The 26,145-nt window shown below is 67.2% G+C and carries 15 protein-coding genes; 5 read left to right on the plus strand and 10 right to left on the minus strand.

The window, feature by feature from the left end; all coding sequences use genetic code 11:
* Positions 1 to 93: 93 nt before the first annotated feature.
* Positions 94 to 1,959: an acetylglucosamine transferase gene (locus ASC87_RS12475; RefSeq protein WP_235582155.1), complete on the minus strand. Its 1,866-nt coding sequence runs from the start codon at positions 1,957 to 1,959 to the stop codon at positions 94 to 96.
* Positions 1,960 to 2,233: 274 nt separating this feature from the next.
* On the opposite strand from ASC87_RS12475, the gene acnA reads away from it, so the two are divergent.
* Positions 2,234 to 4,957: an aconitate hydratase AcnA gene (gene acnA, locus ASC87_RS12480; protein WP_056661819.1), complete on the plus strand. Its 2,724-nt coding sequence runs from the start codon at positions 2,234 to 2,236 to the stop codon at positions 4,955 to 4,957.
* Positions 4,958 to 5,212: 255 nt separating this feature from the next.
* Here the strand turns inward: acnA and ASC87_RS31820 are convergent, their stop codons facing one another.
* The 4 genes from ASC87_RS31820 to ASC87_RS12500 form a co-directional block, all read right to left on the minus strand.
* Entirely contained in the window at positions 5,213 to 5,848 is a 636-nt protein-coding gene (locus ASC87_RS31820) for a DUF502 domain-containing protein (RefSeq protein ID WP_056661822.1), read from the minus strand.
* A gap of 25 nt (positions 5,849 to 5,873) precedes the next feature.
* Positions 5,874 to 6,677, minus strand: a complete 804-nt coding sequence (locus tag ASC87_RS31825; protein WP_056662086.1) for an alpha/beta hydrolase — start codon at positions 6,675 to 6,677, stop codon at positions 5,874 to 5,876.
* A 61-nt stretch (positions 6,678 to 6,738) separates the two neighbouring features.
* Positions 6,739 to 7,101 carry an ArsC family reductase gene (locus ASC87_RS12495; protein WP_056661825.1) on the minus strand — a complete coding sequence of 121 codons (363 nt, stop codon included), beginning with the start codon at positions 7,099 to 7,101 and terminating at the stop codon, positions 6,739 to 6,741.
* A gap of 180 nt (positions 7,102 to 7,281) precedes the next feature.
* Complete coding sequence (locus ASC87_RS12500; protein WP_056661827.1) at positions 7,282 to 8,907, minus strand: methyl-accepting chemotaxis protein; 1,626 nt, start codon at positions 8,905 to 8,907, stop codon at positions 7,282 to 7,284.
* Between the two features lie 496 nt (positions 8,908 to 9,403).
* On the opposite strand from ASC87_RS12500, the gene ASC87_RS12510 reads away from it, so the two are divergent.
* The gene (locus ASC87_RS12510; protein WP_157603999.1) at positions 9,404 to 14,485 is read left to right on the plus strand and encodes a hypothetical protein; all 5,082 of its coding nucleotides are present in this window, start codon (positions 9,404 to 9,406) and stop codon (positions 14,483 to 14,485) included.
* 313 nt (positions 14,486 to 14,798) lie between these two features.
* On the opposite strand, the gene ASC87_RS12515 is transcribed toward ASC87_RS12510, so the two are convergent.
* Both ASC87_RS12515 and ASC87_RS12520 read right to left on the minus strand, forming a co-directional pair.
* A complete protein-coding gene (locus tag ASC87_RS12515) occupies positions 14,799 to 16,244 on the minus strand; it encodes a serine/threonine-protein kinase (protein WP_162255150.1) in 1,446 nt (481 codons plus the stop codon).
* Positions 16,245 to 16,263: 19 nt separating this feature from the next.
* Positions 16,264 to 18,144, minus strand: a complete 1,881-nt coding sequence (locus tag ASC87_RS12520) for an ExeM/NucH family extracellular endonuclease (RefSeq protein WP_056661842.1) — start codon at positions 18,142 to 18,144, stop codon at positions 16,264 to 16,266.
* Between the two features lie 321 nt (positions 18,145 to 18,465).
* Between ASC87_RS12520 and ASC87_RS12525 the strand changes: the two genes are divergently transcribed.
* Genes ASC87_RS12525 through ASC87_RS12535 form a run of 3 tightly spaced genes read left to right on the plus strand, consistent with a single transcriptional unit; the run spans position 18,466 to position 21,631 of the window.
* Positions 18,466 to 18,888 (plus strand): hypothetical protein, encoded by a 423-nt coding sequence (locus ASC87_RS12525; RefSeq protein WP_056661845.1) that lies wholly within the window; start codon positions 18,466 to 18,468, stop codon positions 18,886 to 18,888.
* Entirely contained in the window at positions 18,885 to 19,388 is a 504-nt protein-coding gene (locus ASC87_RS12530) for a hypothetical protein (RefSeq protein WP_157604001.1), read from the plus strand. The genes ASC87_RS12525 and ASC87_RS12530 overlap by 4 nt, the downstream gene beginning before the upstream one ends.
* Positions 19,389 to 19,390: 2 nt before the next feature.
* On the plus strand, positions 19,391 to 21,631 hold the full coding sequence (locus tag ASC87_RS12535) for a hypothetical protein (RefSeq protein ID WP_056661850.1): 2,241 nt from the start codon (positions 19,391 to 19,393) through the stop codon (positions 21,629 to 21,631).
* Positions 21,632 to 22,155: 524 nt separating this feature from the next.
* On the opposite strand, the gene ASC87_RS12540 is transcribed toward ASC87_RS12535, so the two are convergent.
* The 3 genes from ASC87_RS12540 to ASC87_RS12550 form a co-directional block, all read right to left on the minus strand.
* A complete protein-coding gene (locus ASC87_RS12540; RefSeq protein ID WP_056661853.1) occupies positions 22,156 to 23,727 on the minus strand; it encodes a methyl-accepting chemotaxis protein in 1,572 nt (523 codons plus the stop codon).
* Between the two features lie 200 nt (positions 23,728 to 23,927).
* Positions 23,928 to 25,013 (minus strand): beta-propeller fold lactonase family protein, encoded by a 1,086-nt coding sequence (locus ASC87_RS12545; protein ID WP_056661856.1) that lies wholly within the window; start codon positions 25,011 to 25,013, stop codon positions 23,928 to 23,930.
* 17 nt (positions 25,014 to 25,030) lie between these two features.
* A complete protein-coding gene (locus ASC87_RS12550; protein WP_056661859.1) occupies positions 25,031 to 26,008 on the minus strand; it encodes a TRAP transporter substrate-binding protein in 978 nt (325 codons plus the stop codon).
* Positions 26,009 to 26,145 lie beyond the last annotated feature (137 nt).

Consider the following 26,145-nt stretch of genomic DNA (forward strand, 5'->3'; position numbering starts at 1 on the left):
CTCGCCATAGCTCGGGCTATGGCGAGCATTCGCAACGACGAGCGGGCGTCTTTTGGCGTGATGAGCGGGCATGATCGAAAGACTCTCAGCCTCTCAGGCGGCGCGATGCGCCACGGCGAGGCGTTCGAAGGCGGTTTCGAGGTCACGCACCAGCGCCGGCACATCGAACAGGCGCGACTGGCGGCCGTGTTCGGCGAGGTAGCGCTTGTGCGAGGCCACGCGCATCGGGTTCTGCCCCAGCTGCACCGCGAGGCGTTCGTACGACGGCATGTCGAATGTCACCAGGTCGGGCAGGCCCACGTTCGTCAGCAGGCTGCCGGCCATGCGCGAGATGTAGGTGCGGCCCGAAAGCGTCAGGATGGGCAGGCCCATCCACAGCGCATCGCTGGCGGTGGTGCCGCCGTTGTACGGGAAGGTGTCGAGGAACAGGTCGGCCAGCTGGAAGCGGGCCAGGTACTCGGGCGGGGCCACCCGCGGCGCGAAGACCAGGCGGTCGCGGGCCACGCCGTGGGCGTCGGCCTCGGCGAGCAGGTTCTCGCGGCACCATTCGTTGTCGGCCAGCAGCCACAGCACGCTGTTGTCCACCTGCGCGAGGACGCGCATCCAGGTGCGGAACAACGCGTCGGTGAACTTGAAGTTGTTGTTGAACGAGCAGAAGACGAACTTGTCGCCGGGCAGCCCGTAGTCGGCGCGCGCGGGCGCCCTGGCCACCTCGCGCTGGCGGTCGCTCACCTGGTAGCAGTGCGGCACGTACAGCGGCTTTTCGGTGCAGTACGGCAGCAGTTCCGGAGGCATCACGAACGGGTCGGCGATGATCCAGTCCACCCCGGGCAGCCCGGTGGTGCCCGGGAAACCGAGGTAACTCGCCTGGATCGGCGCCGGGCGCTTGCCCAGGATGGCAGGCCGGGCGCCGTTGGTCAGGCCTTGCAGGTCGATCAGGATGTCGATGCCACAGTCGGCGATGCGCCGGGCGGCGGTGTCGTCGTCCAGGCCGGCCAGCGGCACGAAATGGTCCATCGCCGCGCGCAGGCGGGCGCGCAGCGGCGTGCCGTCCTCCCGGCTCCAGCAGAAGGCGAACACCTCGAACCGGCTGCGGTCATGCAGTTCGAACAGCTCGGCGGTGAGCAGCCCCACCGCATGCATGCACAGGTCGCCCGACAGGTAACCGATGCGGATGCGGCCGGTGCGGGCCGGGCGGCCCTGGTGGTACGGCACGTCGGCGGCCTTCGGCACCCGCTCGTGCACGAACCGCTGGGCGGCCATCAGCTGCAGTGCCGGGTCGTCGGTGGCGCTCAGCATCGCGAGCGGCGACGTGCCCACCACGAGCTGGTTCACCGTCACCTCGCCCACGGGCTCGTATTGCGGCCATTTGCACTGCTTCTGGCGCAGGTGGACGTAGTGCTGGATCACGTCCGGCTGGGTGGGTTTCACGCGCAGGCTCTGGCGCAGGAACACCTCGGATTCGTCGTAGCGCCGCTGCACTTCCAGCAGGCGGGCGGAATTGTTGATGGCGTGCAGGCGCAGGTCGAGCGCGCCGGGCACGGCCCCGGTCTCGCCGATCACCTGCTTCCACTCGGCCAGGGCGTCTTCCACCCGGCCCTGCTGCTCCAGCTGGTGGCCCAGGTTGACCCGGGCCTGCTGGAAGTCGGGCTTGAACTGGAGCGCCTGGCGGTAGGCCCGTTCGGCGTCCTGCGGCCGGCTCAGCGCGCCGAGCACGGTGCCCCAGTTGAAGCAGGCGATGTGGCGGTGGGGGGAATCGGTACCCGCGATCCAGTGTTCGTACAGCCGCGCCGAGGCTTCCGCCAACCCGGTCTGGTTCAGGCGCTCGGCACTGGCCAGCAGGTCGCTCAACTGCATGCCGCCGGACCGGGCGAGCGCGATGTCACGCTCCAGCGCGGTCTGGGGGGGCATGGCGGCACTGCCCGCGGGGGGCAGGCGGGGGTCGGTCGGGTTGTTCATGGGCCACGGAGGGGGATGAGGCCCCCCGATTGTGGGCAGGCAGGCCGGGTTCCGGTCGTGCCAATAGGGGGGCGATTCATGCACTATTCCGCGGCGTGGCCCCGGGCGTCAACCACCGCAAACCCCCTGTCGCCCGGGGGAGACCAGGGCCCTTCCCGATGGGCGTGCATGTTCTCCGCCACCGTGGCAGGATGCCGGCTGCACCGCGTGACCCTTGTCACACCCGGCCGAGGGTGCAGGGGCACAATCACCGCACACCTCCAGGAGAGCATTGATGGCCACCCAGAAGAAGACCGCATCCCACGCTTTTGACGGCACCCTGAAGAGCTTCAAGACCGCATCCGGCACGTCCGGCAAGTTTTTCTCGCTGCCCGAGCTGGCCAAGACCTTCCCGAACGTCAACAAGCTGCCCATTTCGGTGCGCATCGTGCTCGAATCCGTGTTGCGCAACTGCGACGGCCGCAAGGTCACGGCGGACCACGTCGCGCAGCTGGCCAACTGGTCGCCCAGCGGCGAGCGCACCGACGAGATCCCGTTCGTGGTGGCCCGCGTGGTGCTGCAAGACTTCACCGGCGTGCCGCTGCTGGCCGACCTGGCCGCCATGCGCAACGTGGCCATCGAGCAGGGCAAGAACCCGAGACGCATCGAACCGCTGGTGCCCGTGGACCTGGTGGTGGACCACTCGGTGATGGTGGACCACTACGGCACGAAGGATTCACTCGACCTCAACATGAAGCTCGAGTTCAAGCGCAACAACGAGCGCTACGAGTTCATGAAGTGGGGCATGCAGGCGTTCGAGACTTTCGGCGTCGTGCCGCCGGGGTTCGGCATCGTCCACCAGGTGAACCTCGAATACCTCGCCCGCGGCGTGCACCAGCAGGGTGACGTCTACTACCCTGATTCGCTCGTGGGCACCGACAGCCACACCACGATGATCAACGGCATCGGTGTGGTGGGATGGGGCGTGGGGGGCATCGAGGCCGAAGCCGGCATGCTGGGCCAGCCCGTGTATTTCCTGACCCCGGACGTGGTGGGCTTCGAGCTGACCGGCCAATTGCGCGAGGGTGTCACGGCCACCGACCTGGTGCTCACCGTGACCGAACTGCTGCGCAAGGAAAAGGTGGTGGGCAAGTTCGTCGAGTTCTTCGGCGAAGGCACCAGCACGCTCGCCCTCCCCGACCGCGCCACCATCGCCAACATGGCCCCCGAGTACGGCGCCACGATGGGGTTTTTCCCGGTGGACGAAAAGACCATCGCGTACTTCGAGGGCACTGGCCGCACGAAAAGGGAGATCGAGGCGTTCGAGGCCTACTTCCGCGCGCAGAAGATGTTCGGCGTGCCGCGGTCGGGTGACATCCACTATTCCAAGGAAGTCTCGCTCGACCTCGGTGCGGTGACCCCGTCGCTCGCCGGCCCGAAGCGCCCGCAGGACCGCATCGAACTGGGCAAGATGCGCAAGGAGTTCACCGAACTCTTCTCGAAGCCCACGTCGGCCAACGGCTTCAACCAGCCGGCCGACAAGCTGGACAAGGTCTACACCACCAGCAGCGGCCTCGACGTGCGCAACGGCGACATCCTGATCGCGGCCATCACCTCGTGCACCAACACCTCCAACCCGGCCGTGCTGCTGGCGGCGGGACTGCTGGCCAAGAAGGCCGTCGAACACGGCCTGACGGTGGCGCCGCACATCAAGACCTCCATCGCCCCGGGGTCGCGCATCGTCACCGAGTACCTCGACAAGACCGGCCTCAGCCCGTACCTCGACAAGCTCGGTTTCGCGCTGGCCGGCTACGGCTGCACCACCTGCATCGGCAACGCCGGCGACCTCACGCCCGAGCTGAACCAGGTGATCACCGACAACGACCTGATCTGCGCGGCCGTGCTGTCGGGCAACCGCAACTTCGAGGCCCGCATCCACCCGAACATCAAGGCGAACTTCCTGGCGTCGCCCCCGCTCGTGGTGGCCTATGCCATTGCCGGCAACGCCAACCGCGACCTGATGACGGAACCCGTGGGCAAGGGCACGAACGGCCGCGACGTGTACCTGGGCGACATCTGGCCCAGTGCGGACGAGATCCACAAGCTGATGAAACACGCGATGAACGCCAAGGTGTACCGCGAGAGCTATGCCGCGGTGAAGGCGCAACCGGGCAAGCTGTGGGAGAAGATCGACGGCGTGAAGGGCGAGGTGTACTCCTGGCCCAAGAGCACCTACATCGCCCGCCCGCCGTTCTTCGACGGGTTCCACATGGAACCCGGCCTGACCGACCTGGGTGTGAAAAGCGCCCGCGCGATGGCGCTCTTCGGCGACTCCATCACCACCGACCACATCTCCCCGGCCGGCTCCATCAAGGAACAATCGCCTGCGGGCCAATGGCTCAAGGACAACGGGGTGCAGAAGGCCGACTTCAACAGCTACGGCTCGCGCCGCGGCAACCACGACGTGATGGTGCGCGGCACCTTCGCGAACGTGCGCATCAAGAACCTGATGATCCCGGCGGATGCCGACGGCAGCCGCGAGGAAGGTGGGCTCACCCTCTTCCAGCCCGGCGGCAAGAAGATGTTCATCTACGACGCCGCCATGAAGTACATGGCCGCGAACACGCCCACCATCATCTTCGCCGGCGAGGAATACGGCACCGGTTCGTCACGCGACTGGGCGGCCAAGGGCACGCAGCTGCTGGGCATCAAGGCCGTGGTGGCGCGCAGCTACGAGCGCATCCACCGCTCCAACCTCGTGGGCATGGGGGTGTTGCCGTTGCAGTTCAAGGGCACTGACTCGTGGGAGTCGCTGGGCATCCAGGGCGACGAGGAATTCGACATCAAGCTCGGCACCGAACTCAAGCCGCAACAGGACGCCACCCTCGTCATCAAGCATGCCGACGGCACCTTCCGCGACGTGGGCCTCACGCTGCGCATCGACACGCCGATCGAGGTGGACTACTACAAGCATGGCGGCATCCTGCCGTTCGTGTTGCGCCAACTCCTCGCGGCGTAGCTGGCCCCCCACGTCGCTTCGCTCCTGCCCCCCCGAGGGGGGCGCCCGCGGTCGCCCGGGGGACCCGGGCTCGGCGGTAGCTTGATCTGGCGCTTCGCTTCGCTCGCTTGCCTGGCGTTCGCGGTTCGGGGCGTTGCTCGCTGCGCGTCGCTCGCCCACGGGCTGTCACCCCGGCCTCACTTTGTCATCCCGGCGGAGGCCGGGATCTCCAACGCTGCCTGGACGCTATGAACTTCCGGTGGGCCGCCCCTCAGGCTACAAGTAGTTCTTTGACGTGATGCCCATCGAGACGTAGATGCTCGTGACACCCTCCACGCCGATGTCGGCCGGGGTCACCCAGTCCTGCGGCACGTACAGCAGGCCGCCGCCCACGGGTACCGGCGCGGTGGGCACCAGCACGGCCAGGTACGGCAGGCCGTTCACGTTGACGGGCTCGGGGGTGGACAGCAATCCCAGCACGGCCGCGCCGCCCGGGCCGCCGAAGTGGAGCCACACGGCGCTCATCGACTTGACGCCGTCCGCATCCTTCTGCGACAGCAGGTCGACGAACTTCTTGACCAGGTCGTAGATGTTGCGCACGAGCGGGATGCGCTGCATGACGCCGTCGACGGCAAGCCCCACCACACGGCGGGCCCGGCTGCGCACCAGCACCCCGAGCGCGAAGATGGCTGCCACCACGATGGCGATGCCCATCAGGTAGCCGAAGAATTCGGACCCCGCCGCACCAATGCCCAGCGCGATCAGGCCGCGCCCGATGAGGCTGTCCGGCCCCACCCATTGCACGAGCAGCTGAACCACCCAGATGAGGATCAGCGCGGTAGCCGCGAGCGGCAGTGCGGCCAGCAGGCCGGCGAGGAAAGTGCGGGAGAGGCGTTGAGCGGTAGCGTTCATGGGCGAAGTCTCGCACGCCCGCGTGTCACGGCAGCCCGAACAGTTCCCCCATGGCCTGGCGGTACTGCGCCTGGCCCACCGCATTCGTGTTGTGGTGCGCCCCACCCTTGACCAGCACGAACCGTTTCGGTTCCGGGGCCCGCTCGTACAGCGCGCGGCCCAGTTCGGGTCGAATGAGGGTGTCGTCGCTGCCGTGCACGACGAGCAGCGGCACATGCAGCCGCTCGATGCGGGCAAACGAATCGAACCGCTGGGTGATGAAGGGACCGACCGGCAGCCACCCCCACGCCATCGTGCCGAACACGTCCGGTACGGAGGTGAACGTGCCTTCGAGCATCAGCCCGGCCAGGCCTTCGGTGCGGGCGTCGGTGGCCAGTTGCACGGCGATGGCACCGCCGAGCGAGTGGCCGAAGATGTAGCGCGGCGCCGCCGAGAGGCGCGCACCGAGCCAATCCCACGCCTGGCGCGCGTCCTCGACCGCAGTGGCCTCTGACGGCAACGCCGCGGAACTGTCGCCGAACCCGCGGTAGTCGACGGCCAGCACCGAGAAGCCGAGCGCGTGCATGCGGCGGATGCGGGCCGCGCTGCTGCGCACGTCCCAGCGGGCGCCGTGCAAGTACAACAACCCCGGCGCGCGGGGGTTGGCCTGCGGCACCCACAACGCGTGCAGCTTCGCCGGCGAGCCATCGGCGAGGGAGGAAAATTCGATCCACACGTCCTGCATGCCCTTGAGCTGCGACGAGCCACCGGCCCAGGTGCGCTGGCCCGGCTGGAACACCCAGCGGCGCTGCTGTTCGTCGAACGCGCCACATCCGGCCACCAAGGCCATCGCGACCAGCACGGCCGAGGCCAGGCGGATCGCGTGCCGGAATGTGATGCTCACCCCACGGTCAGGTCCTCGGGGCGTGGGCGGCGAACGTGTCGTCGGAAAAACCCACGGTGATGCGGCCATCGGTCCACGCCACGACCGGGCGGCGAATCACGCTCGGTTGCGCGCACATCAGGCGCGCCGCCGACGCGGCATCGACGACGGCGGCCTGCGTGGCCTCGTCGAGCTTGCGCCACGTGGTGCCCTGGCGGTTCACGAGCTTCTCCCAGCCGACGGCCTTCATCCAGGCCGGGAGCGCCGCTTCGGGCACGCCGGCCTTCTTGAAGTCGTGGAACGTGACGGGCACAGCCCGCGCCGCCAGCCAGGCCCGCGCCTTCTTGACGGTGTCGCAGTTGGGAATGCCGTACAGGGTGATCTCGTTCATCGCAGCGGAAAGGGTCAGTCAATGAGGGACGGCGCCGGGCGTGAACGCGGCACCTTCAGGAGGAGGGACCCGCCTCCGACCAGCTCGGGCAGGCGGATTCGCTCACATGAACCCAGTGTAAGCAGCCGGCCTCGGCATGACGACCACGCATTCCGGTGGTCTGGGCGCGCGAGGGCCTCTCTAGACGCCCTCTTCGAGCCGGAACGTGCTCACCAGGCGGTGCAACTCCTGCGCCTGCTCCTTCAGGCTCTCGGCGGCCGCGGCGCCTTGCTCGACGAGCGCGGCGTTCTGCTGTGTCGCCTGATCGAGCTGGTTCACCGCCGTGTTGATCTGGCCGATGCCCGAGCTCTGCTCGCTGGATGCGGCGGTGATCTCGCTGATGATGGCAGACACACGCTGTACGCTGGCGACGATCTCCTGCATCGTCGTGCCGGCGTTTTGCACGAGCTTGCTCCCCGCCTCGACCTTGTCGACGGAGGTGCCGATCAGGCCCTTGATCTCCTTGGCGGCCTCGGCGCTGCGCTGGGCGAGCGAGCGCACTTCGCCGGCCACCACGGCGAAGCCGCGCCCCTGCTCACCGGCACGCGCAGCTTCCACCGCGGCGTTCAGCGCGAGGATGTTGGTCTGGAACGCGATGGCGTCGATCACACCGATGATGTCGGCGATCCGCTTGCTCGACGCGTTGATTTCATCCATCGTGGCCACGACTTGCGTCACGACCTCGCCGCCACGCTGCGCGACCGCGCTTGCCGACGACGCGAGCCGGTCCGCCTCGTTCGCCGCGTTGGCGCTTTGGCGCACGGCGCCCGTGAGTTGCTCCATCGAGCTCGCAGTCTGCTGCAGGCTGCTCGCGGCCTGCTCGGTGCGCATCGAGAGGTCCGAATTGCCGATGGCCACCTCGCTGCTCGCCACTTGAATCGATTCGGCCCCGGCGCGCACACCGCCCACCGTGTGCCGCAGCTTCGCAATCATCGTGTGAAGCGAACCCAACAGGCGGCCGACTTCGTCGCCGCGCTGCTGTGAAACATGCACGCTCAGGTCACCGTCGGCCACGCGCTCCATCGCCTCGGCCGCGCCGCGCAGCGGTCGGACAATCACTCGCTGCACCAGCACGTACAGCGCAATGCCCATCAGGCCGAAGCCGGCGATCACGAGCGCGCCGATCATCATGGCGCTGCGGCTGATGCTCTGGTCGACCTGCTCGACCGGCACGACCACCTCGATGAGGCCGCGCACATCGCCGGCTTTCCAGTCGGTCTTTGGCGACTGCGGGTGGCTGTTGTGGCAGGCCACGCAGCCGTCCTTCATCACATCGGCCACCGCATAGCGTACCGACAGGCGTCCGTTGACGTCTTCGACGCTGTGCACCGGCGTCTTCGGGTCCTTCTCGAGCACCGCGAGCGCCTGCGACTGGAATGCATCGAGCTTGGCTTCGGCCGCGCGGTGCGGGAACGGGAAGCGCGACATCAACCGCACCTCGGTGCCCGGGTACTCCTTGGCCACGCTCTCGCCCAGCGCCTTCACCAGGGTGGCCGGCAGGGGCAAGGTGTTGTCCTTCTCGCGGAAGTCGAAACCGAGCGCCATGCCGGCCTTTTTCGCGCGTGAAGCGATTTCGACCGTGTAGAAGTTTCGCAGCGTGACAACCTGGTTGGCCACGGCACGGCCGGTGGCGAGGCCCGCCTGCTCGACGGCTTGCTCGCGCGTGTGCGACACGACGGCCAGCACGCTGCCGGCGACGACGAGACTGGCGAAGAAAAGAGGCAGCAGCAGTTGGTGAGACAGGCGACGACGACCGAGGGACAGCATGGACACAACTCCGCAAAACGACTGGGTTCGCCGCTCGGAGGTCTGTCCCTGGTGACCTCTTTCATATCGGTCGGCTTGGCATCAGTTTCGGCCATCGCAGGCCGAACTGAAGCGTGAAAAAAGCCGCTCGCGAGGCACCTCATCGGTTGCCGGGAGGCAATGCCATGCGTTCGAGGCGACGCACCACTGCATCTTCGCGCGGACGGTCGAAACTTCGCCCTGCTGCAGGTGAACTCCCACGTCTCGCGGACAGTCTCGATCCGCCCCAGGGCCTGCCGGTCGACTGGCACCTTCTGTCTGCAATTGGTGCCGCATGCACCGAACGGTGGCAGTGAGGGTTTTCGCCTCCAACGGGCCTTCGCCTGCGCTTGCGGCACTTCGCATCCTAGGGATTGCATCGCGTCGGACGGCACCAGACTGGGGCCTCACGAGACGAATGATTCTCAACGCGCACTGAACGCCAGGTCGTCACACCGCGCATTTCTGGAGATTGAACATGAACGATCGGATTCGCGTCGGCGGCGGGACAAACGTGAACCGACGCCCTGGGGAATCCTCGACGTCGGGCGGTACAGGCAATACCACGGTACAGCGCGACACGCTCCAGCGTCCCGACGGCTTGGGGGGGCGCGGTTCCGAGCCTTCCAGCATGCTCGGTACGGCCGCGATGGCCCCGCGCGCGAAAAAGGGCTTCTTCTCGAAGGTGACTTCGAAGATGACCGAGAACTTCCGATGGGGGAAAACCACCACGACCGGTGCGTTAGGCCCCGTTGGCACTACGGCGGCGACGGACAAGCCCAGCAATACGAATCATTTGGTGAAGACACCGCGCCCGACCGGCACCGGGAAGGTGAACATCCCCGGCGCCACCGCCGAATCGATTGTTTCCGACGTCAAAAGCGCAAAGGCGCGCATGGAACAAGGGCGGATCGAGGAGGAGGAGCCGAGCGTCCTGACCAAGAGCGCGCAGGCGGCCAAGTTGGCGTGTCAGTACGCGGCCTTCGCCCTTGCCGCGCACAGCGGCCCCACGAGCACGGCAGCCGATGTCGTGGATCTCCATTCCGGCGGGGCCGCGGCGCCCGTCAAGCGTGAGAACGAGAGCCACACGCTTTCCTCGACGCTGGGCTTTCTCGCAGGCATGACGGCCGGTGAAACAGCCAAGACGACGGTCAACCTGGCGACCCAGGTCGAACTGCCACCGGAGATCCGCCTGGACCTTGGCGAACTCGCCGGCGAAATCAATGCCGGCATCAGCAGCGTTCAGCGAACAGCCCACGAGCGTGCGGTCGAGGGCAACCTCGCGGCGAAGGCGGAACTGGTGGCGATGGTGATCTTTCCCGATCAGCAGGTACGTGTCGAGGCGGCGATGACGGCCCTCTTCCAGCGGCTCGGCGTGGAAACCGCCGTGCCCACCACACCGGCCGCGTTGGCCAAACCGCCCAACCTGATGGCGTCCCAGGTGCTGTGTAACGCGGCGAAGACCGCATTCGGCCAAGACCAGGAAGCGCTGGCGCGGGCAATCGAAGGCCTGCAGGGGGTTTCGCGGGCGGCGCTGGGCGAGAAGATCAGCCAGGTCACGGCGGGTCCGGGTGGCCTCCGGGAAAACGGCCGAATCGAAGACCCGGTGCTGCAACTTGTCGCCACCCTCTCCCGCGTTCCCGGTGGACAGGCCATGCTGGCCAAGCTGATACCGTTCCCGGCCGAGCGGGCCGCCGCGGCAAACGCCACCGAAAAGGCCGATCATGTCGAGGCGCTGCGCGTCTCCACCGCCGCCTTGTCCGCGCTGCAACAGGCTCGCAGGGGGGGCGAAGTGGATCCGCAGCAGCGGGCATTCCTGAGCGAAGCCGTCGCGCACGGCACCAGCGTACTCGCCAACACGTTGGATCCCGCGCAGCCAGCGACGACGGCATCAATCCGCCGGCACACCGCCTTCCGCGCAGTGCAGAGCGGCTTCACCAGCAACGGACCCGACTCCGCCTACGCCAAAGTGAACAGTCGCCTCGCCGATTTCAGCGAGGCCGGCATGGAACAGACACAGAAGCGGAACAAGCGGGCAGCCCGCAGCAGGCTGGGCCGCGTGAAGAACTGGTTCACGGGCGCGTTGCCAAAGGCGATGGCCGGATGGGAAGGGGCCATCCCCAACGCCGTGAACGCCATGGGCTCGCAGCCTACGGTGTGGCGCAAATCCGTGATGCGGCAGCTCACCAAGGCGGCCGTCTCCAACCGCATGCTGCCCAGCCGAGACGAAGCCCTGTCGGGCCTGAACCGCGCCACGATGGACGTGCACCAGGCATTGGTGCAGCGTGACGGTGGTTCCACACCGGCCGAGAAACTGATGAAGGGTGTGCTCGACGCACTGCACCTGGGCACCGGCGAGGACGTCACCGAACGCTCGCTCAAGAAGCTCGGCAGCGCCTTCTTCAACCAGGTCGAAAGTGCCCTCCCCAATGGTGTCGATGGGCTCGAACCCGCCGAACTGAGGGCGGCATGGAACAGCTTGCGCGACGCGCACCCGAACGCCGGGCACCTGCTCCAGATGTTGACTGGCCACGTCGACGTGCACGCACTGCTCGACGGCACCGAACCGGCTCAGGTACACGGGATGAGCCAGGCGGCGCGCGGCGCGCGCAGCGATCACGTGGCCCAGAAGGCCATCGCCTCCTTCGGCACCATGGCGGCAGCCGCAGGCGCCGCCGCGGCACTGCAGCCCGAGGCAGGCGCCGCAGCGGCCATGGCGTCGCTGATGAAGGCCACGGCCCTGGTCCTGAGAGATGTCGAGCCGCAGGCGGCGCTTGGCGCGCTGCGCATCGAAACGTTCGAGAAGATTGAACTCAGCCTCGCAGGAGACCTGCGCAGGGCGACGCCGGAGGGCTCCCCGGTCCCGTCATGGGACGAGGCGAGGCAGCGCGTCAAGGATTCGTGGCCCGAATCGGTGCGAAACACCTGGAACGAGAAGCAGGATTCCGGCGACGACGCCGGCCGCCTGATGCGCATGCTCGTCGACCAGACGGTCGCTCTGATACCGGACCAGCTGGAAGCACCAGCCTCAGCGACACCCGGTGCACAGTCGGTGCGCGAGGTCTTCGATCAAGCCGGACCGCTTCAGGAGCTGCAGCGCGACATGCACGCGAGCCGCTTCGAACTGGCGGTGGCCGACACGGTCACCCTGTTCAACGACCTACGGTCCCCGCGCGACGCCGAGGCGGTAATGACGTCCCTCTCGCAGCGGGTCAGCCTGGGCGAGAAATTCAAGAGCGCCGACACCCGGCAGGGCAGCGTCGATGTCGGCAAGGCTGTCACGCTGGCCTTGTCCTTCCAGGAGGTGATCTCGCCGTTGCTGGGTGGCGGCATGGGCACCGAACGCTCGATGGACATCAACATGAACGGCGCCTCGATGCAGCTCTTTGTCGGAAAAACCGCCACGAAGAACTTCAGCGTCGGCGTCAACGCCGGCCTGCGCGGGGATCTCGGCCACGATGACCATGAGTTCAACCTGGGTGAAGACGGCGATGAGGCGGGCATTGCGCTGCGATTCAACCTGCGCGCGGAACTGGGTGGCGAGTGGTCGAGCACCCAAGGGGTGAGCCTGCGCCTGGAACGAAAGGGTGGACACGAGGACCAGCTGCGACGCGAGTTCGGCGACGTGATGACTGATCTTGCGCAGCCACAGCTTGGCGCTCCGGCGCCCGGTGTCGAGGCCTACCCCGATGTGCTGGCCTACATGCTTGACCGCCACCCGAAACTCGCGGTGGCCGACATGTCGAACGAAAAGACCAGCAAGACGAGCGAAGCGAGTGCCACGGCCAACGCCATGCTGCGCGTCAAGGGGGGCATCGACGTGGGCGCGGACGCGCCCCAGGGTGAACTCGATGCAGCCGAGGCCGAAAAGAAGAGGAACCGCAAGGCCGTCGGCATGGGGGTATCTGCCGGCGGGGCCACCAAGGTGCAGCGCGAGAAGCAGTCGCAGACCGAGGCCGAGACGCGACTTTCCGTGAGGGAAGACAAACGGTCCGAGAAGCACAAGATGGAACTCCGCGCGAACTTCCTGTCCCCGGTGTCCATGTTGCCCAGCGACCTGCAAAGCCAGAAGCCCGAGGCCATCCTGCAGTTGCGCGCCGCGCAGCTGGAAGTGCGAAAGCAGTTCTACAACAGCGGCGTCGACACGACGCTGCGGCACGTGCAGCGAAACGGCGAGACGTGGGCCGACCAGACGCAGATGATTCGCGAATATGAAAACGTCAACGACTTCCTGGGTGACCTTGAACCCCGGCAAGCCCAGTACGTCTCCATACTGGCCACCAAGGACGGCATCCCGGGTGCCGAGCTCAAGGAAAAGCTGGGCCGCTCCTGGGAGCGCCTGAGCGGTACGCTGCAACAGGCCCAAGAGAGCGCGAAGACCAGCGTGGGGGCCAACATGACCCACTCGCTGGTGACCAAGCTTCGCCCGGAGGCGGGCGAGGTGTACGACGGACTGGAGGCGTTGGCGCAATTGGCCGACGAAGCCGGGGACCCTGTCAAGGCGAGCCAGCACCGCGCCGAGGCCATGGCGCTGCTGAAGTCCGACGACGCCTGGATCGCAAACAACCTGCAATTCAAGACCAAGGCCAAGAGCGAGAAGTCGCAGACCTCCACCTTCGGCTTCGGCGCCGGCAAAGCGGCCGGTGAAACCACACGCCTGCACGAATTCCTGCCTGCGGGCGCGGGACAGGTGGGCAAGTCTTCGAACAAGCCGATCGCGGTACCGCGCGACCACTCCGCCCGTTGGACACCGAGCTTGCCGCCGCCGCCGCCGCCGCCCCGCAGCCTGAGCGAAATTCTCCGGGCGACGCGTCCGGAGAACAGCGATGACCTACAGGCAAACGGCTCGGAAGGCCAAACCAGCACGGAAAATACCGTCGTCGACTCGACCGGCGTCCAGTCGACCATCACGCAGCCACTCACCCAGGTAGAGCCAGTCGTAGAGGTCGAGATGGACGCGAAAGTGGAGATTCGTTCGGACGACACGTCGACCAAGGAGGAAGCATCGAGCTCGACCGTGGTCCAGCCGACCATCACGCAGCCACTCATCCAGGAAGAGTCCGTCGTAGAGGTCAAGGTGGACGCGAAGGCGGAGATTCGTTCGGACGACGCGTCGACCGACAAGGAAGCATCGAGCTCGACCGACGTCCAACCGACCATCACGCAGCCACTCACCCAGGTAGAGCCAGTCGTAGACGTCAAGGTGGACGCGAAGGTGGAGATTCGTTCGGACGACGCATCGACCAAGGAGGAAGCATCGAGCTCGACCGTGGTCCAGCCGACCATCACGCAGCCACTCACCCAGGAAGAGCCCGTCGTAGAGGTCAAGGTGGACGCGAAGGTGGAAATTCGTTCGGACGACGCGTCGACCGACAAGGAAGCATCGAGCTCGACCGGCGTCCAGCCGACCATCACGCAGCCACTCACCCAGGAACAGCCAGTCGTAGAGGTACAGGCGGAACCGAACGTGGAGATTCGTCCGGACGCGGCGTCCACCGCCGTTCCGGTGAGCCAGCCGACCGTGGCTCAGCCGACCATCACACGCCGCAACTCCATATAAACAACCAGCCGCAGAGGTACAGGTGAAAGCGGAAGTGGGGATTCGCCCCGCATGCGGCATCGACCGACATCCCGGTGATCGCGCTGATCGACGACGCCAAATCGACGCAGGACAACTGGCGCAATTCGAGGTGGCCGAGGAGTACGTGGCCCCGTTGCCAACAGGTGAAGAGGCTCGCATTCCAACGGCAGCGCCCCATGTTCAGCCGTCGATCACCTCCTGCGCGAGCGCCCGTCAACAGGCCGCAAGCGAGGTAGCCATGCGGGATGTGATGCCAGCCGGCATCACACCGGCAGGCTACCCATCGCACCGTTCATTGGTACCCGGTGGCGCCGCGCCTCGCCGGGTCGTCGCGCCGCTTCGTGCACTCCGGGTGTTCACGGTAGCGTGCCCGCAGGCAGGCCCTGGCCTCGCAGAACGAGCGGCTCAAGGCACCCCGGTCCCCGCAGATTGCAGAGGGCCCATCGCCTGCGGCATGGGCCGCGCGGGCCGGCGGGGCTTGCCCGGCGTCCCGGCGCTCTCGCGGCGCCGGCTTCGCGGCGAGCGGCTGGCGTGCCAAGGGCTGTTCGGTGGGTGGCCCGGTGGGGCGAAGCCGCACCTCGGGCAACGCAGGCACCGACGCCTCAGCCGGCGCCGGCGCGCCGGAGCGTCCCACCGTCCACGCGCCGAGGCCCGCGAGGCACAGCGCCACACCGGCCACCCACGCCATGCGGCGGGCCCGCACCGGCGCATGGCGTGGGGCCTTCGGCGGCAGCTGCACGGTCGTGTGCCAGGCGCCCTCGGCCGCGGCCTCGACGGCTTCGGGCACCACACGGTGCGTGGGCGACGGCGGCACCACGATGCCGTCGAGCGCATCGCGCAGTTCCTTCACGCTCTGTGGCCGGTGCCCGGGCAACACGGCCAGCATCCAGTCCACCGAGGCGAGCATGCCGCGGCTCAACGCGGGCCAGGGCGACGGCTGCACCGCGGCGAGCACCGGCATGGCGTCGCGCACCGCGCGCACGGCCGCGGGCGGTGGCATCTGCCCCGTCACGAGGTGGTGCACGACTGCGCCGAGCGCGTACAAATCGGTCCAGGGCCCCTGCCGCATGCCGGGCACGTCGCCGTACTGTTCGACGGGTGCGAAGCTGGGCTTGAGCACCGCGGTGAGCGACTGCGTGCGGTCGCCGATCACCTGGCGTGCCGCGCCGAAATCGAGCAGCACCGGGCGGCCGCCGGGCAGCACGAGGATGTTGTCGGGCGAGATATCTCGGTGGTACACCCCGGCGCGGTGCAGCAGGTCGAGGGCGTCGAGCAGCGGGTCGAGGAAGGCACGCAGGCGCGTGTCGTCGAGGGGGCCGCCCTGCGCCAGCCGCCGGGGGCCCGCCACCTGGCCCTCGTAGTAGTGCATGGCCATGTAGGCCGTGCCGTTGGCTTCCCAGAACCGGTGGACCTTGACGAGCGACGGATGGTCGAAGCGGCCCAGCAGTTGCGCTTCGTTGACGAACGACCGCAGGCCCGCATCGAAGGTGTCGCGGTGGGCCGGCGAGCGCAAGACCACCCGGCCATCACCTCCCCGCCCAGCGAGCGGCGTGGGCAGGTACTCCTTGACCGCCACCTGGCGCAGCAGCACCTGGTCGACCGCGAGGTACACGATGCCGAACCCGCCCACGCCGAGCACCCGTTCCACGATGAACTCGCCGATGCGGGCACCGGGCTTCAGGGCATCGTGGCTGTCGGGAGACGGGGGTAACGCGCCGGGCGCATCGGAAAGGTGCATGGTTGCGTGGAAGACGCCCTCACGGCGGAGGCCGGGCGGCATGCCCCGGAGTATCGGCCCGAACCGGAACCTTCCACGGGCTTGCCCCGGCTCGCGAAAGGGGAGGATGTGACTTGCTGCGCAGGTGGATGCCGATCAGCACCGGATCGTGGTCGGAGCTCCGGAACGCCAGGGCCGCCCCTTCGGCGGACGGCTCTGCGGCCACCGGCGGCGGGGATTCGTCGGCATTGATATGCCACACGGCCGCTCCCGCCACCTTGGGCACGAGGGACGGCGAGGCGAAGGCCGCGTCGAGGCGGCTCGCCACACCCTCGAACACGTGCGTGTAGGCGCCCGGTGCCCAGCGGGCGAGCAGGTCGTGCCACCGGCCGGCCTCGGTGAGGTGGCGCACCGGGTCTTCCCTGGCATGGGCGTTGAAGTCGCCGAGCAACAGCACGTGGTCGGTACCGGCGCGCGCCCGCAAGCCGAGCGCGAACCGCTGCAGTGCCTCGGCCTGGCGCGCGCGGCGCTCGTTGAAGCAGCCTTGCCCATCGCCGCGATCGGCATTGGCGCCCGCCGCCCCGTCGCACCGCTTCGACTTGAGGTGCCCCACCACCACCACCAAACGCTCGCCGCCGGCGACCTGGAAGGCCTGGGCCAGCGGCGCACGCTCGTGCACGGCAGCGGTGTCGGCCACCGCGCGGCCCAAGGGCGTGACCCGCGCCGGCTGGTGGATGAGCGCAACGCGCGTGGCGTCGCTGCCGGTGCCACCTTCGGGTGGTGGCACCACGGCGTAGCGCCCGGCGCCCGCGCGGACGTTCAACGCGTCGACCAGGTCGCCCAGCGCCACCTCGCCGTTGTTCTCGATTTCCATCAGGCCCACGACGTCGGCATCGAGCGCCCGCAACGCTTCGACCAACCGCGCCCGCTGCCGCGCCAGCGCCTGCGCGTCGCGGGCGCCGCGGCAGGCACCATGCGGCGCGCAGGATGCCGGGCCGGTGTTCAGCGTGGTGAAGTAGTTCAGCACGTTGAAACCGGCGACCTTGACCGCCCCTCCCACGTCGGGAGGTGCCTCGAGACGGGGTGGGGCCGGCACGAGCCGGGGACGCCCGACCGGCTGGACCCGGTACCCGAATGCCTCCCGGCGCGGGGACACGGCCCCTTGATCGAGCACCCCGTCGATCGTGGCGAAGGCTGCGCCCGCGCGCACGGCAGGGCCCGGGCCGCCGAATGGCGCCGGATGCGGGTCGCGCCGGTTGAGCGCGTCGTCGAGCACGATGCGGTGCCGCGCCTGGCCTTCAGCCAGCGCGCGGGCCGCGGGGCCAGGAGCGGTGACATCGGTGGGCGCCCGCGGCCGCGGGCCGGCATGCAGCACGAGCTGTCCGAGCGCACCGAGCGAACGGCTGCTGGCCACCGCCAGCGGGCCCCGCAGGGTGACGCGCATGCCCTCATAGCGTTCGAGGGTGACACCGTCAGGCAGCGGCAGACGCAACGACACGGGCGGGACGGGTGAGCCCGCCGCGCGGGCCGACAACACCGCGGCGTGGGTCAACTCGGTCAGCGTGGCGGCCGCCTGGAGGGTGTCACGCCCAGCCTGCCCGCCACCGTATTCGGCAACCACGCCGGCGACGTGCGCCCGCTGCCCCACGCTCACCTGCGGCACGGCACCGGTGTGCACGAACAGGCCATCGGACGTGCGCGGGTTGGCGTCGCCCACGGGGTCCTGCAGGAAAAATCCGGTGTCGGTGAGCAGGGTGACCACGCCCTGGGTGACCACCCGCTGACCGGTGAACGGGCTGCGTTCACCTTCGCCCTGGAGCACCGGGATGGGGACCCGCGTGGCAGCGCCGGCGGTGCCAGCACACCACAGCGCACTCGCCACCACCACACCCCACGACCACCCGCAGCACCAGAACGTCATGGGCCACAGCGTACCGGCCTCGATGCCGACACCGCCTCTGCGCACCCAGCCTTATCGGGCGGTCAGGCCAGGTTGGCCGGATGTGATCCATGCCATCGCGGGCGGCACTCGGTTGGTGCAAGTTTCAGGCCGGAATTCACTGGAAATCGACCGTGCCGCAGGGACGCTTCGCCGCCGCCTCCAACGCTTCGCGTGCGCAGCGCCCGGCCCCTTCACCGCCACCTATCTTTGTCCGGCCGCCCACTCCACCTTCACCCCATGGACCCGACCGCCGCCCCAGCCACACCCCCGGCCCACACCGCCCCCGCCGACGAGGAAATCATGACCTGGCGCCGCGACGCAGCCATCTGGCTCGGCGCCGACGAGGCGTCCGCCGAACAGTTCGGCCACTCGGGAGGCCTCCTCATGAACGGCATCCCCGTGGTGGTGTCGCAGCGCAGTGTCCATCGGGACGACTGGCTGGCCGTCGCGTCGCTCGACAAACCCGATGGTGTGGCCGACGACCGCTGGCACCGCGCACTGCTCGCCGCCAACGGCCAGACGATGCTGTCGGCCGATTGGGCCTGGGGCCTGAGCGACGCCGGCGCGGCGCTGCTGACGCTGGGGTTGCCGCGCGAAGTCTGCGACGACTCTCACCAGCTCTCGCTGCACCTCTATGGCCTGCTGGCCATCACCGAATCGGTGCGAAAGAGCGCAGCCGCTGCAGCGCCTCTCGCACCAAAGGGAAAGGACGTGCTGCAATGAGCCGCCCCACCCCGTCTGCCATGCCGCTCGCAAACGACGACGCGCGCCAGGTCATCGCCGCCTTCGAGGCGCAACCGAAGGAACTGCCCTGGAGCGACGCGCTGCTCGACGCCGTCATCAAGGCGCTGACGCTGCTGGGCCTCGTGCCCCAGGCCATCGAAGACGCCATCCTGCGCGGCGAGGCCGTGCTGCTCGGCCACCCGATCGGCCTCGCGCCCATCGCGGGCAAGGACATCTTGCTGGCATCGATCCCCCTGCCGGCCGACACCCTGGCCACGCCGAACGACCGCCAAGCGGCGCTGCGCGCGAACCTGCGACTCGCCAGCATGCTGCGCGTGTCCGTCGCGCTCGTGAGCGACCGGCCGGTGCTGCTGGGCCGGTTCCACCTGCAAGGCTTCCAGGGCTCGGCACTGGCCGCCTGGTTGGCTGAATTCATCCAGCTGTCGCAGGCCGTGGGCCCGTTGAACACCGCCGCCGAAACCGATGCCACGAAGGAGTAGTCATGAGCACGAACAAGACATCGTCGTCCGGGCACGCCGCCCGCATCGACCTCGACCGGCACACCGAACCGCTCAGGCACACCACGTCGACCCGGGAGTCCCAGAGCGCGAGCCTGTTGGGCCCCGAGGGCCTGGGCCGCCGTGTCTCGTCGGACAGTGCGGCGCTGCCGCCGCGGCGCCCCCTGCCCTCCCAGGCCGCGCCAGCCCATGTCGTGGACATGCCCCACGAGGAAGTTCCGCCGGCGCCATCGCTGCTGTCCCGCTTCAAGGCCGCCGTGGTCCGCATGGCCGACTCGACGATCGAAAGCATTCGCGACAACGACCAGGCACAAGCCATCGGCCAGGTTTTCGAAACCGCGAAGCATTTCGTGGCGCCGGTGGTCGGTCAATCGATCCAACAGGTGGTCACGTGCTTCCTGCCCACGGTCGCGCGTGAGGTGGTGCATCTGAAGATCGCGCAGGATCTGGCCGAGAAACCAGTGGTCGCACTCGCCATCCAGGGCGGGCTGTACGTGCTGCACATGGGCGCCGAGGTGAATCGCCACCGGCGGCTCAAGGAGCATCCTGACGTGGCCGCGCGCGCTTTCCACGGCCTGACGCAACCGCAGTGGGACGCCAAGACACCGGAGCAGCAGGCTGCGCTGGTGAACAGGATGCTCAACACGTCGATCGGCTCGGCGGCGCTCTACACCACCGCCACCGCGATCAACCTCACGGTGAGCGCCGTGTTCAGGGACGACCCCGAGAACATGCACCTCGCTGGCGTCTATGCGGCGCGAGACGTGCGCAACATCGTCTATGCCGTCGGGCGCGACAGCTTGCAAGCCATGTTCGGCATGACCAGCCGAACCGCAGGCGACAACCCGACGAACGGCGTGACACCGGGCCGGCTGGCCATGGCGGCCCTCACGTACGGCGCCGTCCAGAGCGTGATCAGCCTGGCCAACACCGAAGGCATCGAGGACATCCTTCCGGGGGGCATCGAGCTCAAGTCCGGTGCGGTGCTGCGCGCGAACAGCGCCGCACGAAATGCGGGCCAGTCCATGTCCGACGTGCTGGAGGCGAACGGCACGGACATCCACCGGCTGCAGTTCGAGATTGCCTTTCTGCGCGGGGCCACCAATGCCCCCGGCGAGGTGATCGACGCATTGCAGCTGCCGATCCACGAAGCCTACCTCGCTGGCGGCACCAGCCACGTGGAATGGGAACCTCAGCTGTCGGACGGCCGCGACGTCACCCGGCTGGCGAGCCATTCCGTCGTGCGCGTGGACTGGAACAAGGTGGCCGGCACATCCGATCCGCTGCTGAGCCTGTGGCGCCCGAGCAGCGACGACCACACCGACATCAAGAAGTACACCTCGCCCGTCATCGGTGGTGCGCTGTGGGGCGTGACCTATGCGCCCGTCGCCCAGCTCTACCAGGCACACGCGTCGGTCCGACGCGAGATGCGCCGGTTGGACGATGCCGCGCAAGATCACGAGATGCTCCCGCTGCCCGTGACGATCTCCGAACCGTCGAGCCTCGAGATGTCGCCACCGCGCCAGGGCGTGGACCACCCGCTGTCCGGTGCAGGCGGGTCCACCAGCAACTCCAGCAGGTTTTCCAGCAGCCTGAGGAATTCCCGCGACCTGTCGATGATGGTGGAGCCATCGACATCCGGCAGGCTGTCGATGGCCGGGGCGTCGTCCCGCTTCCCGTCTGGCAGACTGTCGACCACCGGGCAGTCGTCGCCCACGATGGGGCCATCCAGCGGACGCTCGTCGATGACCGGCATGCCGCCCCGCCTGGGGCCATCTCCCTTGTCGGTCTCCTCCCTGGACCAGCAGACCGCCACGCCGGCCGTCCCCCAGGATCCGGGACGCCCTGCCCTGCGCGATCTCGCTGCTTCGCTGGACGCACACGTGATGTCGGAGCAGTTGACCATGCGGTTGACCGGACGAGACAACGTGCCGGACGGGGCGCCGCCGAACCTTCCAGGCACGTCGCAGCCAGCCGCCATTCCCAGGGTCCAACCAGTCTCCACAGAAGGCATGACGCCGGAATTCCTGGCGTCCATTCCCGTGGCTGAAATGGCAGACATACCCGGCCTGCAAGGCGCCACCAGCCACGTGGAGGATGACGCGACGACCGTCTATGAAAGCTTCCGGTCGCCGTCCTCGGCATCGGATTCCGATGCGGACAGCTTCCACAGCACGACCCCGATGCGAACCGAGCCGGACTCGCAAGACGATCCTCGCACCTAAGGCTGATCTCCCAGGCTGATGGCCCGCGCGAAGGCCAAGGTGCCGGCATGCCTGCGAACTGACATGAACCCGGCCTGCACTGAACACGGCACTGCAGGCACCCTCGGGCGCGCGGGCCCCGGTTTCTGCAGTGTGCCGGTCACCGATCGACGGTGTGTTCATGTGCAATGTTTCCAGAATGCGGTACAACGCGAAGGGTTGGCGGCGCACCATCCGCGCGCGAGGCGCATTCGAGGCCTCTCTCGCGCGGTGCAGACCGCTCTTGCTGAGGCCCTAGTCTGGTGCGAGTCGGAGCGCACCGCTCCGCAGGACACGAAGTGCCGTGCGAAGATGCGAAGTCGTGCCCGGCATCGAAACCCTTTGCGCCGCCATTCAGTGCGTACCCGGCGTCACCTGTCGCAAATCGGTGCGCCTCGAGCGCGCCGCAAAGTCATTCCCGCGCCCGCTTCGGTGCTCCGGCCGAAACCAGTCACCCGCCTGTTCGCCTGCCACCTCGGCGCATGACTGCGACGGGCTGGCGGCCCTCAAGCCGTGGCGAGGGTCCCCGTGTCACCCCGAATCTTGAACGCCTCGACACTTTGCACGAGCTGCCGCGATCGTTGCTTGAGGCTGTCGGCCGCAGCGGCTGTTTCCTCCACCAGGGCAGCGTTCTTCTGTGTCGTGTCTTCCATCTGGCCGATCGACTGACCCGCCTGTTGCACATCTGCGCTTTGCTGGGCACTGGCCGTGCTGATCTCGCAGACGATGCCGGTCACCTTGTTGATCGAGGAAACGATCTCCTCCATCGTGCCACCGGCCTGCTGCACCAGGCCCACGCCTTGCTCGATGCGCTGGACGCTGATCTCGATCAGGTTCTTGATGTCCTTGGCCGCGCCGGCGCTGCGTTGCGCCAGCGAACGCACCTCCGCTGCCACCACGGCAAACCCTCGCCCTTGTTCACCGGCACGCGCCGCTTCGACGGCCGCGTTCAGGGCCAGGATGTTCGTCTGGAAGGCAATGCCGTCGATCACCGCGATGATGTCCGCCATCTTGCCGGAGCTCTCGTTGATGCCCTCCATGGTGGCGACGACCTGCCCGACAATCGTGCCGCCCCGTGCAGCCACGTCGCACGCCGCCTGGGCGAACCGACTGGCCTGCGAGGCATTGTCGGCATTGTTTCGCACCGTGGTGCCCAGTTCGTCCATGGTCGCGGCCGACTGCTGCAAGGCGCTTGCCTGCTGCTCGGTGCGCCCCGACAGCTCCAGGCTGCCTTGGGCGATCTGCGAACTGGCATGCGCCACCTGATCCGCGTTGCCGCGCACGGCTGCGACGGTGTCGGCCAAGGACACCTGCATCTCGCTCAATGCGAGCAGCAGTTGACGGGTCTCGCCGACGCCCCGGGCATCGACGTGGGCGGTCAAGTCGCCCGCGGCAATGCTCCGGGCGCACCCGATGGCCTTGCTCATGGCCCGAGCCACACCACGCGCAATACCCCAAACCACCAGAAGGCTGCAGCCCGCGAGGATGACGTAGGAACCGACGATCAGCGCGGTGAATCCCTCGACGATGCGCTTGACCCGCTCCGACTCGGTCTTGTTCAGCTGTTCCTCGTGGTCGATGAAACGGTTGATCGCGGCGAGCCATTGTGCAAAGGGCGCTGACGCCTCTTCGAGCATGGCTTGTCGCGCCGCAGCCGGGTCGCCCGTGCGGCGAAGGTCGATCACCTTCTTCATGATCGGCAAGGTGCGGACCTCGACCGCCTTGATGTCGGCAAGCAGGCGCCGCTCTTCGTCCGAGACGGTGTCGCGCCGTTCGAACATCTCATCCATTCGTCTGGCCGAATCGGCATAGAACGAAGCCAATCGATCGATGTCCGCCAAATGCTTGCCGATGGCGTCGTTGTTTGCCTCCAGCGCGACGTCACGAAGCGAGATCGCGCGGTCGTGGACGCTGCCCCTGAAATTGATGGCGTACCGCTGCTTGACGCTGTTGATGTCGTTGACACGCTCAAGGCTTCGGGCGACGGCATTCACGCGCCCCGAGGCCATGACGATCAACAGCCCCATGAGGACGATCATGGCGGCGAACGCCCCGATCAACCTCTGCCCGATGCTCAAGCCCGATATCCACGCGCGCATGACGATTACCCTTTTCCAGCCATGTTGACGTCGCCGGGAACGCCGGCGAACGGCACCATGCTCTCTCGACATCAAGGGTGCCGATGCCTGGAAAAGGCCCTGAATACACCGCGAGTTGCACGGCGCTCCGTCGAATCACTGACGACCGACGCACCTCGCGAGGGTGCGTCGTCGACCGCTCAACGTCCAGGCAAGTCGATGATTTCGACCCAGTTGGGATTTTTCCCCACCGGCAATGAGGCTTGCCGGGTCAGCCGTCCGCTGGTCGCATCGATGCGGTAGACCGACAACGCGTGGGACAACTGACCCACCGCCAGCAGCCAACGGCCTGAGGGATCGATCTGGAAGCCACGGGGTTGCGTCTCGGTCGGCTCGTGCCCGATCAGGGTCAATTCGCCATTGGCTGCATCGATCGCCCACATCGCCAACGTGCTGGAGGTGCGCTCGCTCGTGTAAAGGAATCGCCCGTCCGGGGTGACGTGCAGATCGGCGGCCCAAGGTTTGCCGCTGAAGCCCGGCGGCATGGTGGACCATGTCTTCAATGCACTTAACGCCCCCCGTGCCTGGTCGTAAGCCAGCAGATCGACACTGCCGTCGAGTTCATTGAGCAGATAGGCGTAACGCCCGGACGGATGGAACACGAGGTGACGCGGCCCGGCCCCCGCCCGCGAGGACAGCACAGGAGGATTGCCCGGTGCGAGCACGCCGGTGTTTTCGTCGAATGCGAACTGCATCACCTGGTCACTGCCCAGGTTGGTCACGAACACATGCTTGTTCGCCGCATCGACAACGGCGGCGTGAGCATTCTTGCCTGTTGGCAACACCGTGCTTGCAGGGCCTGCGACACCATCGGGACCGATCGGTGCGACGCTGAACTTGTGGCCACCATAAGAGGCGGCGAAGAGCCAGCGACCGCTGCGGTCAGTCGCCATGTTGGCCATGTTGTCAGGCAGCGGCGTTGACCCGATGGGGGTCAACTGGCCGGTGCGGCCATCGATCGCGAAGCTCGCCACGGTGTAAGGCGCAGAGCGCAGCGAGGCATAGAGGAACCGCTTGTCGGGCGTGATGGCCAGAGGCATCACCGTTCCGGCAACCGCAACGGTCTGTACGACCTCCACGTTGCCCTGGGCAGGGTCCAGCCTCACGACACTGATTTCGCGGCTGTCTGCATTGGCCACGTAGGCCACGGTGGTGCTGCAGCCTTGCATGAGCAAGGCACAGGCACAGAGGGCGCCGATCCATGCCGTGCGAATGGAACTGGACATGTGCGTGCGCCCTTCCTTTACTTGTTGTCGCTGATGATGGTGAACAACTCGCCACGGACTTCCGGATCGGCCATGTACTTCTGGTAGAGCGGCGACATCCTTCGAATATACGGCGAGAAGTCTTTCACGTTGGCAAACTGGGCCCCGTCTTTCGTCACCGCAGCGCGCGCCGTGACAGTGCGTTTTTCCCAGAGCGAGCGCATCAGGGTCGCCGAATTCCTACCCGCTTTCTGGAAAATGGCTTTTTCTTCGTCATTGAGCCTGCTCCACAGTTTGGTAGAAACCACCAAGGCTTCCGGCGAAATCATGTGATTGTCCAGGAACATGTATTTGGCCGCCTTGTAGTGTCCCGTACTCTCATAGGACACCATGTTGCCTTCCGCGCAATCAATCTTTCCCTGCTGGAAGCCATCGAGCACTTCCTTGTAAGGCAAGACAACCGGGGTCGCCCCCAGCAACTTGACCATCTCGATGTATACCTCCGATTTCTGCACCCGGATTCTCTGCCCGGCGAAATCCTCGCTCTTGGTCATCAGCTTGTTGGCGCAGAAGAACGAGCGGCCGCCCCCGTTGTACCAACCCAGCACCACATACCCGGAAGCCTTCAGTTTCTCGGCCAGACGGTCGCCCAACTGGCCATCCAGATGGCGGAACATGTGGACGGAATCATGAAAGAGGAACGGCAGATTGAACGCCTTGAGACCCGGCGCCGCCTCGGACAATGGCGCGGAATTGAACTCGGCCACGTCGATTTCGCCGGCCTTGAGCATCGCCACCGCTTTCGTCTGGTCACCCAGAACCGCGTTGGAAAACAACTCGATCTTGATTTTTCCCTTCGTGGCCGAATCCACTTCCTGGATGAAGCTTTTCATGGCCTCCGTGACCGGATAGCCATCAGGATGAGTATTCCACGCCCGGAGCGGCGCTTGCGCCCCCGCGGCACCCGCGCCCAAGCAAAGGGCCGCCAACACAACACCAACAAACTTCAACTGCATCGTCTCTCCCAAGTGATATTCGGTATGCCCCCGGCGGCGGGTGCGCCACGCCAGGACAGGGGCGACTCCGGCCATTCTTCGGCGGCCATTGTGTGCCGGAAATTCCCGCGCGGCAGTGTGCCTTTCGCGTACGAACC

Source organism: Rhizobacter sp. Root1221 (assembly GCF_001425785.1).
GTDB lineage: Bacteria > Pseudomonadota > Gammaproteobacteria > Burkholderiales > Burkholderiaceae_C > Rhizobacter.